This window comes from Mycobacterium sp. (genome assembly GCF_049280035.1).
In the GTDB taxonomy this organism is placed as follows: domain Bacteria; phylum Actinomycetota; class Actinomycetes; order Mycobacteriales; family Mycobacteriaceae; genus Mycobacterium.
In genome coordinates this window covers 1-11,356 of sequence record NZ_JBAPPI010000836.1, presented here as the reverse complement: position 1 = coordinate 11,356, position 11,356 = coordinate 1, and the positions used below count along the sequence as shown (strand labels likewise).

The window sequence follows — 11,356 nt, the reverse complement described above, 5'->3', positions numbered from 1 at the left end:
GTCGAAGGCCATCGAGTACACCGAGAAGTTGAACGCGGGCATCAGCCTGTTGACCAACGACTTCTTCATGTACTACTTCACGCTGACCGGAATCCATCTGTTCCATGTCATCGCGGGCAGCGTCGTGTTACTCGTGCTGTGGTTCAAGGCCCGATCCCGGTCGTTCGACCCGGAGCGGCCCGTCGTTCTCGAATGCGGCGGTATCTACTGGCACATGGTCGACCTGCTCTGGATCATCCTGTTCCCGCTGCTGTATCTGGTGAGGTGAGTAGTGGAGCTGCTTCGCAAGCCGGTCACTATCGTGTGGGCCGCGTTGATGCTGGCCACCTGCGCAACGACCTGGTTGCTTTCGAAGAACTCGGTCACCCCCGAGGTGGCGACGGTGGCCATCCTGCTCATCGCCGCCGTCAAGGTGCGGTTGGTGATCAGGCACTTCATGGAGGTGCGTCACGCGCCACTTGCGCTGCGGTTGGTCTGCGACGGCTGGTTGCTCGCGGTCACCGCGCTGATCGTGACCGTCTACCTGGTGTGATCTGGCGCCCCGCTGTCGGGTGTGCCGCCCGCGCAGGCCGACCAGACACACGTCACTGCGGATCGGGCTGTACTGAAATGGCCTACGTGTGCACTGCAATAGGTTTGCATTGCCGATGCGTGAGCGCAGTGCGATCGATGTGTTGTAGGACAAGTGATGGAGTTCAGTTATGTATCCCGTGGTCCCGCACCGTCACCTGCCGTCGATCACCCCGCTTACCGCGAGGTCGGTCGCGTTGAGCACTCTGCTCGGCTACCATCCCCCGGCGCTTCCGATTAGCGCCTTGGTGAAGGTCGGGGAGCTGTTTGGGATCGCGGACCGCGCGACCCGGGTTGCCCTGACGCGCATGGTGAAGGACGGCGACGTGACCGTTGACGATGGCGTGTATCGCCTGTCCGAGCGATTGCTGCGACGGCAGGCCGAACAGGATGCGCTCACCTCGCCCCCCACTCGGCGGTGGACTGGGGGGTGGGAGATGGCCGTCGTCACGAGCACGACCCGGCCGTTGGCCGAGCGCCTGGCCCTGCGTACGAGCATGGTGCGGCACCGGATGGGCGAGTTGCGCGAGGGGGTGTGGATGCGGCCGGACAACCTCTCTCGTGAGCTCGACGGCATCATCGCCGACCAGTGTGAGTTTTTTGTCAGTCACCACTCTGACTCGTCGAGCCTGGCAGCGTCGCTGTGGGACTTGCCGGGATGGGCGGCCGAGGCGGACCGATTGCTCACGGTGCTTGACGAAGCAGAGAGTCTCGCCGAAGGGTTCATGGCTACCGCGGAGGTAATCCGACACCTGCTGCTCGATCCGTACCTGCCGGACGAGCTGCTCCCGGCGGGCTGGCCGGGTGATCGACTTCGAGAGCGCTACACCGATTTCAACGCCAACTACTCGGCGCGTCTGCGAAAGTACAGCGGCGGGTAGTCGGGGCTGAGGCGGCTCGCGCGCGTTCTCGGCCGGTCGTGACGCCGGATCGCCGTAGAGGCAGAACCGCGGCGACGACGCCTGCCGCGGAACGGTTCGTTGCTCTCCCGCCGCCCCGATGACCGCTTCGGCCCGCTTGTCTTGCGGCGTGAGGGACAATTCCCGGGGAACAAAGCCTCATCACATGATGCAGTTGTGTATCATAGTGGCAACTCACGTGCCGGACACCGGACCGGCTGTCGTCGGGCACGGTGACCTTGGCGTTTGTGCGTAGCGACGGCTATCACAGCGGAGGTCGCCAGCAGTCACCACGAGGAGGACCATGACGGGACCGTTGAGCTTCTCGATCAGCGCGGAGCAAGAGGTGCTGGTCGAGGTGGCCAGGGGCTTCGCTGAGCGACAGCTGGCTCGGTATTACAAGCAACGCGAGCACGAGGGTGCGTTCGACCGCGCGACATTGCGGGCGATGGGCAGCCTCGGACTGTTCGGGGTAGAGCTCCCTGAAGAGTACGGCGGCCTCGGGCTTGACTGCACCACAGCGGGTCTCGTCCTCGAGGCCATCTGCCGGTCTGACTACAACGTCGGCCAGTTGATGGTGACGATGTCGCTGAGCGGCGCGATCCTGGCCCGGCACGGAGATCCCGCAGTGGTCGCGCCGTGGCTGCGCGGTGTGACCGCCGGCGAGATGATCCCGGCCATCGCGCTGACCGAGCCGGGCGGTGGATCGGACGCCGCGAACCTCACCCTCCGGGCAACCAAAGACGGCGCCACCTACATCCTCGACGGCGAGAAGACGTCGACCAGCTTTGCGACCCAGGCGGGGTTCGCGATCGTCTGGGCCCGCACCGGGGCGCAGTCCAGCGGCGCGCGTGGGATCAGCGCCTTCCTCGTCCCTCTGGACTTGCCGGGCATCAAGACCAGTGAGTTCGACGATCTCGGCGGCCGGTGCGCCGGGCGGGGGTCGATCCACTTCGACCACGTGGTGATACCGGCAACGCACCTGATCGGCCGGGAAGATGACGGTTTCGTCCAGGTGATGCAGGGCTTCGACTACAGCCGTGCCCTGATCGGGCTTCAGTGTCTGGCGGTCGCCCGGCAGTCCCTTGACGAAACGTGGCTGTCCACCGCTGAGCGGACCAGTTTCGGCAAACCGCTGATCGCGCAACAGGGTGTGTCGTTCCCGTTGGCCGAGGCCGAGACCCAACTTGAGGCATGCCGGTTGCTGTGCCTGAAGACGTTGTGGCTCAAGGACCAGGGGCTGCCGCACACCGCTGAGGCAGCGATGTGCAAGTGGTGGGCACCCAAGTTGGCCTTCGACATCGTCCAAACCTGCCTGCTGCTCAATGGGCACGGTGCCTACACCGAGGAAATGCCGTACGCACAACGCCTGCGAGACGTCCTGGGCCTGCAGATCGGAGACGGCACCGCGCAAATCATGAAGCTGATCATTGCCCGACACAAGGCCGGCCGCGGCGCGGTCTCGGCATGACTCCGAAGGGACTCCCATGGCCAAGGTGATCTACGAGAAGCGCGATCAGATCGCATACATCACGCTGAACCGGCCCGAGGTCCACAACGCCATCGACACCGAGACCGATGAGCTGCTGTTCGAGGCGTGGACGCATTTCCGCGACGATCCGGATGTCCGGATCGCGATCCTCACCGGGGCCGGCGACAAGACCTTCTGCGCGGGCGCCGACCTGAAATCGCATGTCGATCCGTGGCTCAACGCCGGGCCCGACCTCGGACGCAGCCTGCTTGACAAGGGATTCGCGGGCCGGATCACCCGAGGGCTGCATCGGACGCCTAAACCGATCATCGCGGCGCTGAACGGCTGGGTCATCGGAGGCGGCATCGAACTTGCCCTGGCGTGTGACATCCGGATCGCGTCCGAGCACGCGAACTTCGGCTTCTTCCACATGCGGCGTGGCATGCATTTCGCCGACGGGGGCATCGTCCGGCTGGTGAACACGGTCGGGGTGGGCATCGCGATGGAGCTGGAGCTGATGGGCGAACCCATCGACGCGCGACGGGCCAAAGAAGTGCATCTCGTCAATCGCGTTGTGCCCCACAGCGATCTGATGGCCACCGCCGAGGACGTCGCGGCCAAGATTCTGCGCAATCCCAGGGCCGCGGTGGAATCAGCGAAACAGACCATCCTTGACGTCGTCGGCCGCCCATTGGACGACCAACTCAGGCTTGAGTGCCTGTATGGCTATTCGACCATGGGCAACCCGGAGATCGTCGAGCGCAAGCAGGAGTTCATCGAACGGCGCGACGCCGACCGGGTAACGACAATCTCCGAGCGCCGCTGACGAGCCCAGGACGGAACACATGTCATACAACTCGATCTACCGTCGCGACCTATTCCGTGAGCACATCGTCGTCATCACCGGCGGCGGCAGCGGAATCGGGCGTTGCACCGCCCATGAGTTGGCCTCTCTCGGTGCGCATGTCGCGATCGTCGGGCGCAACGAGGACAAACTCGAGCGTGTGCGCTGTGAGATCGAATCCGACGGTGGTTCGATTTCCGCCCATGTCGCCGACATTCGCGATGAACATGCGGTCATCGCCACCGTCGAGCGGGTGCTCACCGACCATGGCCGCATCGACGGCCTGGTGAACAACGCCGGCGGCCAATATCGCGCTCCGATGAAGACGATCTCGACAAAGGGATTCGAGGCCGTGGTCAGAAGCAATCTGACCGGTGGATTCGTTGTCATGCGCGAGGTCTACAACCGGTGGATGATCGATCACGGTGGCGCGATCGTCAACATGATCGCCGACATCTGGCACGGGTGGCCACATTTCTCCCATTCCGCGGCGGCGCGTGGCGGAATGCTGACGCTGAGTGAGTGCGCGGCGACCGAATGGGCCGAATCCGGTGTCCGTGTCAACACCGTCGCCCCCGGATCGATCGCGTCGCAGGGTCTGGACACCTACGAAGACAAGGACACAGCATTTATTCGCAACGACCTGACGCCAGGTATCCCATTGCAGCGGTTCGGAACTGAAGCCGAAGTCTCGGCGGCGATCGTGTATCTGTTGTCGCCGGCGGCGAGCTACATCACCGGCTCCTGCATCCGCATCGACGGGGGAGCGCCGAACGCCCGCCGTGGATGGTGGGATCTGCAGCCGGCCAAGAACAATGTGGCCTTCGACGGGTTCCACCGGTCCTCGCTTCCTGCGATCCTCGACGAGGTGCCGTGATCCCTGCGCAGTCCTCACTCCTCGCCGACTGCAGCGTTGCGGTTCTCGGGGGCACGAAAGGGCCGTCAGCCCATGCTGCTGCCGCCGTTGACGTAAATCGTTTGCCCGGTGATGAATCGGCTTTCCTCGCCGCCGAGGAAAGCGACAGCCGCCGCGACCTCGGCCGGATCGCCCGGGCGTCCGATCGGCACGATGGCCGTGCCCTCCTCGACCACGCGCTCCAGACGCGGTGGTGCTTGGCCGGATTCGAGCAGCGTGGTCAGTTCCGGTGTGCGTACGTAGCAAGGCGCCACGGTGTTCGCAGTGATTCCGGTGGCGGCGAACTCGCGTGCCAGGCCGGTGACCATCGCATGCACACCACCCTTCGCGGCGTTGTACATCGCATGGTCCGTGAGCCCGCTGCGCACCGAGTCGGCGCCGATGTTGATGATGCGGCCATGGCCGCGAAACACCATGTGCGGCAGCACCGCGCGCACGCAGTAGATCGTCGTCCATAGGTTGTTGTCGACAGTGGCGCGTAGCGATTCCTCGGTGTGCTCGAGGGTGGGGCGAATCACGCCTCCGCCGGCGTTGTTTACCAGAACGTCGACATGACCGAGCGTCTCGACCGCCGTGGCCGCCAGGTCGTCGGCCGCGCCGGGCTGGTGTAGCTCGCCGACGGAGCCGCCGGAGATCTTCGCATGCTCATATACCCGCTCCAGGTCTTCCTTGTTGCGGGTCGCTGCGAAAACCGCGGCGCCGTCAGCGATCAGCCGCATGGTGATAGCCAGGCCAATACCGGAGGCGGCGCCGGTCACGATCGCCGTCCGGCCGCTCAGTGCGCCGATCATAGGATGATCGCCACATCGGCGACGGAACGCAGATCCGTCATATCCAATTCCGCTCGCTTCAAAGCGATCCGGAAACCGCCGTCGCCGCAGCGCAGCCGGTATCGGTACCGGCCGACATAGCAACTCGACCGTCCAGCCCGGAACCGCCATACCGTGAACGACGCGGTCACCGATATCTCGTCGGCCGACCCTTCCACCCGCACGTTGAACACCTGGTGGTTGGTGCGGGAATGCGGGTACTCGCGGTGGGCGCGTCGGCTGTTGAGTCGTTCGACCCTGGCCGCCAACCGCGTGTAGTTGTCGTCGACAAGCATCAGATCATGCGCGGGGTCGCCGTCGAGAGCGTCGTTGCAGGGCACTTCGTACTTCGCGTCCTCGTCGAACAGCAGGAGCCAGTCGTCGAGTTGCCACGAGTCCAGTGATGCGGCCTCGGCGTACAGGAAGTCTTCGACCTGCTGCCGGCACACCGCGACGGCAGGCGCGGTCACTGGGCACCCGCCAGGTCCGCCGCGCTGCCCATCTGCTGTTGCCAGCGCCGCCAGAACGCGCGCATCTGCTCTTCGTCGTCGGCCATCGGCGAGCGACCCATCCCGCGGGAGATGTCGTTCCATTCGACGCCGCCGCTGGCGAAGCCCTGCTGGCAGGATTCCAGCGCCTCCAGGTCGTCGGGGGTGGCGAAGCCGCCCGGACCCAGAAACGTCAGGAAGCTGTCGAGCCGGCGGTTACGCAGGGGAGCCGGCTCGTTGGTGGGAGCCAGTGCCCACGCGGTGACGTCCACCGCGTCGGGCGCCGTCGGATAAAGGGTGCGCACGGTCACGGCCATGATGTCGTTGATGATCAGGTTCGGATAGATCAGCAGATTGCGGTTCACCTTGGTCATCGCATGCGCACGCTCCTCGCCGTGGCGGGCAACCAGATCCGCGCGCAGCCGGTCGATTTCGGCGCGGGCGTCCTCACCGAACAGGGGCTCCCACTTGGCGACCGGACGCCCCCACGGGGAACTGTATTCGATCACGGCGTGACCGTTGCCGAGGTCAACCTCTCGACCGCTGACGCCACCGCGCAGGTCGGTGCCGATCGACACCAGGTACTTGAAGTAGGTGTCGTGGGTGGACTCAGCGTGGTAGCCGTCGAAACTGTTTTCCACCAATAGCTTCCAGTTAGCCGCGAAGCTGTACTGGTTAGTGCCGCGGACCATTTCGACCGAACCGCCGCAGCCATCGACGACGAGATCGATGTAGTCCTTGGCATCGGCCAGATAGGTGGGCAGGTCTTCGATGTCGGGGTCAAAGCTGGCAAAGACGAAGCCCCGATAGGATTCCACGCGCGCCACCCGTTTGAGCCCCAATTCGTCGAAGTTCACCCCGCCGGCATAAGCGTCGCGGTCCGGCACGCCCTTGAGTTGGCCTTCGGAGTCGAAGGTCCAGGCGTGGTAGAAGCACTGGAACACTTTCGAGTTGCCGGAATCCTGTCGGCACACCAGTGCGCCGCGGTGCGTGCAGGTGTTGTGGAACACGTTGACGTTGCGGGTTTTCACGCCGCGGACCATGAATATCGGCCGTCCGCCCACCGGCCGCCGGACGAAGTCACCAGGATTGGGGATTTCCGATTCGTGACCGACGTACAGCCACGACTTGACGAAGATCCGCTCGATCTCGGCCCGGTGGATGTGGGATGAGGTCATCGCCGAGCGGTGCACCCGGAACCGTTGGGCGGCAGGGTCATCGACGACGATCGGCATACCGGTACTCATGGGCGGGCCACGTAGTCGGTGACCAGCGCGGAGAACTCGTCGGCGCGCTCGATTTGGGTCCAATGGCCGCAGGCGCTGAACACATGCAGATCGGCGTTGGGCAACAGCCCCAGCATCGTGACCGAGACCTGCATCGGAACCACCTTGTCTTCGCGGCCATGCACAAGCAGTGTCGGTGTGGCGATCGCACGCACCTCATTTTCGGTGATACCCAGTTCGGATCCGGCATGCCGCGGGTCGAAGAACATGGCGCGGTACGCCTCGTAGGCGCCGTCGGCGATGCTGGCCTGGTAGCGGATCTCGACGAGTTCGTCGGTGATCATCGCCGGATCGACCGCGAAGTAGTTGCGCAGCAATTCGCGCATCGCGTCATGCGACGGATCGTAGGCGCGCAGAGCGGCAAGACCCTCAGTCGGCGTCATGCCAACACCCGGTGTGCCAATCAGAACCATCTTGGTGATCCGGTCCGGCCGGTCCGTGGCCATCTGCAGCGCGATACGTCCGCCCAGCGAATTACCGACGATCGCGGTCTTCTCGATGCCGTGTGCGTCGAGGAACGACCAGACGTGGTCGGTCCAAGTGCGCAGCGAGTAGACGATGTCATCGGCCCGCTCGGTGGCGCCGAAGCCGACGATGTCTGGGGCGAGTACGCGAAACCGTTGCGCCAACGTCGGTATGTTGTACTGCCAGTTGGCCAGCGCCGAGACACCGGGTCCGGAGCCGTGCAGCATGAGGACCGGTTCGCCGGAACCGGCCTCAAGGTAGTTGGTTTGGATGCCTCCGGCATCGGTGGTGCGCGGCTCTAACGCGATCGCTGCGACGGTTGATGTCATCGCGAGCCTCCTTCCTTGAAAACGGCAAAACACTTGTTGGAGTTGAAGACATCGGTGGTGACCAGCTCTGACCACGCAAGCTCTAGGCCGAGTTCGTCGACCGCTCCGGTCAGGCAGAACCAGTTGAGCATTTCGTGTTGACCGGAGTCGACGATGTTGCGGCTTGGGGTGGCCTGCCACTTCTCGTAGTCGCGGTCGATGAACAGCTGATACAGCCGGCGGTCGGCGACGGTGTCGGGGGTGATGTGCCAGGTTTTGTCGGTCAGGAACGCGTGCGACCAGCTCGAGGACGCCACCAGCGCCACGCGTAAGTCGGTGTCTCCCAACGCTTGCGCGACCGCGCGGCCCAGCCCAAAACAGCGGGCGGGTGTCGGCCCGGATGGGTCGAGCCGCTCGTCGGCGATGTCGGCGAAGCGGGCCAGGCCGCCGCGGCGGGCGATCGCATGTTGCCCGTAGCAGTTGACGGTGATGGGGATCAGCGGGTACTCGAAGCGCGAGCCGGCATCGGGGTAGTCCAGAAACAATTGGGTGTTGAGGATCGCGTGCGGAAAAGGAGCGTCGCTGCGCTTCCGGTAGGAGTAGGCGACGTCGAATCCCCGCTCGATCAAATTGTTGGTGAGTTGGCGGGCGTTCTCAGCGTCGCCGTGCAAAGTGATAGTGGTGTCATCCGGCAGACCCCAGGCGTTCGGCCTGCCGTGGCGGGTCATCAGCTCGAAGGGGTTGACTTCGACGTCGTCGTAAGCGAGCACACAGAACGGCGGGACGACCTCTTCGCGGAAGTTCTCGTACTGGTCGTCGCCCCACACCACCACGACGTCGGGGGCGAACTCGTCGAGGGCGTCACGACAGCGAGAAAGGTTCTCCACCAGCAGCTTACGGTGATGCGCCGCAGAAGCAATACCGCCATCGGTGCCCCATTCGGCGCGCATCGACGCGGACCAGTTGGCGGGATCCTTTGCTTCACCGGGAATGTCGGGATCAGCCAGCGTCCAGCGCAACAGATCCGCCATGTGCTCGTCGGTGCCGGCCAGTAGCGGGTAGTGGGTTAGGCCCAGGCCCAGGAAGTGCGCCATGGTGTTCCTCCAGATTGGTGTGGCAGATCTTGTGCCGCAGGTCGACTGGTAGGTCGCCGATGATGTCGTCGATGGGCTCGGGCATCGCCGGGAAGGGGTAGTCGGATCCGAAAACGACGTGGTCGCGGCCGAAGAGTTGCACCGCTGCGTCCAGCATCCGACGGCTGTACGTTAGTGAGTCGCACCAGAACTGGGCGGCTAGGCGGCTCGGTAAGTCGGGGGAGTCGGCGGGCATCCCGGCGATGACCGCCCCTTTGTCGAGCCGTCCGATGATTGCCGGCAGCGCGCCGCCGCCGTGCGCCAGGCAGATTCGCACCAGGGGTCGGCGGGATAGTGCGCCACCAGTGATCAGCGCCGCCGCGGCCAGTGCCGTCTCAATCGGCATCCCCGCGCCGAAGCCCAGTCCTAGTCCGGTCACCCGGGGCGCTAGGTCCTGGTCACTGGGATGGACCAGGACCAGGGCGCCGAGTTCATGCGCGACGGCGAAGAATCGATCCAGGCTCGGCTCGGCGAGCTCGGTACCGCCGACCCGCGTGCCGATCTCGACACCGAGGAACCCCCGATGTCGCATGCACCGGCGCATCTCGTCGACGGCCCGGTCGGGGTCCTGGAGGGCTACGGCGCCCAGGGCAGCGAAGCGGGTTGGGTGCTGGTGGGTGATCCGGGCGAAGAACTCGTTTTGAGCCGACGCCAGCTCGGCCGCCCCGGTCGCCGATGCCTGGTAGCAGAACGTCACAGGGATCGGCGAAAGCACCTGCACGGCAACGTCTTCGCGATCCATATCGGTGAGCCGGGCTTCCGGTGACCAGCACCGCTGGTCGATCCGCCGGTAGGGCTGTCCACCGAATAGCAGGTGCGCCTCGGTCTCGCCGGTGCGCTCGACGCTAGGCCAGCTGTCGTGCGGATAGGCGCGCCGCAGGTTGGGCAGATCATCGTCGATGGCGTGGGTGTGGACATCGACGAGGTCTGTGCGGGCGGATCGGTGAGCGTCGACGGCCATGGCTCCGTGGTAACACGTTGGATGGGTGGGCCAGTTCGACGCTAGCTATCATGCATGCACAATTCAATATATGCATCCACAATTCTCGGAGTCATACCTCGTTGGTGGTACGAAGGACCGGAACGCAGGCAGGACTGGCCGCACTGGGGCAGCGAAGTGAGTGGCGACGTCGACTATCGCGACGTTCGGCTAGGGGCGCTGCGGGGTGTTTGGCGTGCGGGCTGGGTCTTCGGCGCGGATCAGGTCTTGATCGTGGCGGTTGATGGCGTCGACGAACGACGCCTGATCGTGCAGCGCGATGGCGGCCACAATGTCGTCGTGGACATCGAGGCTGCTCGCCATCAGCGGTTCGTGGTCGCCGACAAACACCACCCGCGTCAGCACAGCCTTGATGCTGGTCACGATGAGCTGATGCATCCCCTCCAGAACCGGGATGTGCGCCGCGGCGGCGACGACGCCGTGGAACGCTAGCACGGCGTCGAAGAACTGCGATGCATCGATGCTGGCCCGCAGCGAAACCATCGCCGATCGCATCGCAGCGACATCGTCGGCGGTCGCCCGCTCGAACGCCGCCTTGGTCAGACCGAACTCGAGGTACAACCGGGCTTCGAACAGGTCCAGGGGATGCGGGGTGGACGGCTGAAACCACAGATCAAGTGCCCCCAGACGAACCTGCGGGGGTGCGCTGGCCACGGTGATCCCGCCGCCTGGTCCTGGCCGGACCGTCACCAGGTCGCGATCACGCAGGATGCGAAGCGTCTCGTTCATCACCGTCGGGCTGATGCCGAACCGGTCCATGATCTCCGAGCGGCGCCCCAAGTGAGCCCCGACCGGCAGACGCGCGCTGAGGATCTCGTGTTCCAGGTCGGCGGCGACGCGTTCAGCCCGAGAGGACCGCAGTGCGGGCTCGCGACGTTGCACGCGCAGCCTCCTTCGGATAGTCGCCAGCGCCGCAGCGGCGCCGCACAGCAAGTTTCGCAGACGAACCGATGCGAGGAGTCCAGACCGAGGGACCGACCAACCGGCCGAGAAGCCTACCGCGCTGTCCGCGACATCCTGGTGCGACACCGCGACGACGACGACGGCGCGGTCACGTCTTACCGCTGGCCTAGCGGGTCGACTCGCGGCTCGCGAAAACTATTGCGAGCCAAACGATCTGACGGATGCATATCACGACCGGTGAGCCGGGTGCACTTCGCCACGGGC

Annotated in this window: 13 protein-coding genes; 6 read left to right on the top strand and 7 right to left on the bottom strand. The window is 64.8% G+C overall.

Translation table 11 applies throughout. From position 1 onward, the window contains the following. The 6 genes from WAN71_RS26775 to WAN71_RS26750 form a co-directional block, all read left to right on the top strand. Positions 1–268: cytochrome c oxidase subunit 3 (locus WAN71_RS26775; RefSeq protein ID WP_422228221.1), on the top strand; the 268-nt coding region annotated here is incomplete at its 5' end. Positions 269–271: 3 nt separating this feature from the next. Next, positions 272–532: a cytochrome C oxidase subunit IV family protein gene (locus tag WAN71_RS26770; RefSeq protein ID WP_422228220.1), complete on the top strand. Its 261-nt coding sequence runs from the start codon at positions 272–274 to the stop codon at positions 530–532. Between the two features lie 169 nt (positions 533–701). Next, complete coding sequence (locus WAN71_RS26765; RefSeq protein WP_422228219.1) at positions 702–1,451, top strand: PaaX family transcriptional regulator C-terminal domain-containing protein; 750 nt, start codon at positions 702–704, stop codon at positions 1,449–1,451. A gap of 322 nt (positions 1,452–1,773) precedes the next feature. Then, a complete protein-coding gene (locus WAN71_RS26760; RefSeq protein WP_422228218.1) occupies positions 1,774–2,940 on the top strand; it encodes an acyl-CoA dehydrogenase family protein in 1,167 nt (388 codons plus the stop codon). 16 nt (positions 2,941–2,956) lie between these two features. Further along, entirely contained in the window at positions 2,957–3,766 is an 810-nt protein-coding gene (locus WAN71_RS26755; protein WP_422228217.1) for an enoyl-CoA hydratase/isomerase family protein, read from the top strand. Positions 3,767–3,785: 19 nt separating this feature from the next. Next, on the top strand, positions 3,786–4,661 hold the full coding sequence (locus tag WAN71_RS26750) for an SDR family oxidoreductase (protein ID WP_422228216.1): 876 nt from the start codon (positions 3,786–3,788) through the stop codon (positions 4,659–4,661). Between the two features lie 65 nt (positions 4,662–4,726). Here the strand turns inward: WAN71_RS26750 and WAN71_RS26745 are convergent, their stop codons facing one another. The 7 genes from WAN71_RS26745 to WAN71_RS26715 all read right to left on the bottom strand — a co-directional run bounded on the left by WAN71_RS26745 (position 4,727) and on the right by WAN71_RS26715 (position 11,071). Next, positions 4,727–5,491, bottom strand: coding sequence for an SDR family NAD(P)-dependent oxidoreductase (locus tag WAN71_RS26745; protein WP_422228215.1), 765 nt, complete (start codon positions 5,489–5,491; stop codon positions 4,727–4,729). Beyond that, positions 5,488–5,979, bottom strand: a complete 492-nt coding sequence (locus WAN71_RS26740; protein WP_422228214.1) for an aromatic-ring-hydroxylating dioxygenase subunit beta — start codon at positions 5,977–5,979, stop codon at positions 5,488–5,490. Before WAN71_RS26740 ends, WAN71_RS26745 begins: the two co-directional genes overlap by 4 nt. Then, positions 5,976–7,244, bottom strand: coding sequence for an aromatic ring-hydroxylating oxygenase subunit alpha (locus WAN71_RS26735; protein WP_422228213.1), 1,269 nt, complete (start codon positions 7,242–7,244; stop codon positions 5,976–5,978). Before WAN71_RS26735 ends, WAN71_RS26740 begins: the two co-directional genes overlap by 4 nt. Continuing rightward, the gene (locus WAN71_RS26730) at positions 7,241–8,077 is read right to left on the bottom strand and encodes an alpha/beta fold hydrolase (protein ID WP_422228212.1); all 837 of its coding nucleotides are present in this window, start codon (positions 8,075–8,077) and stop codon (positions 7,241–7,243) included. Before WAN71_RS26730 ends, WAN71_RS26735 begins: the two co-directional genes overlap by 4 nt. Beyond that, positions 8,074–9,150: an extradiol ring-cleavage dioxygenase gene (locus WAN71_RS26725; protein ID WP_422228211.1), complete on the bottom strand. Its 1,077-nt coding sequence runs from the start codon at positions 9,148–9,150 to the stop codon at positions 8,074–8,076. Before WAN71_RS26725 ends, WAN71_RS26730 begins: the two co-directional genes overlap by 4 nt. Beyond that, positions 9,056–10,150, bottom strand: a complete 1,095-nt coding sequence (locus tag WAN71_RS26720; RefSeq protein ID WP_422228210.1) for an amidohydrolase family protein — start codon at positions 10,148–10,150, stop codon at positions 9,056–9,058. Before WAN71_RS26720 ends, WAN71_RS26725 begins: the two co-directional genes overlap by 95 nt. Positions 10,151–10,339: 189 nt before the next feature. Further along, positions 10,340–11,071, bottom strand: a complete 732-nt coding sequence (locus WAN71_RS26715) for a FadR/GntR family transcriptional regulator (RefSeq protein ID WP_422228209.1) — start codon at positions 11,069–11,071, stop codon at positions 10,340–10,342. Positions 11,072–11,356: the final 285 nt, after the last annotated feature.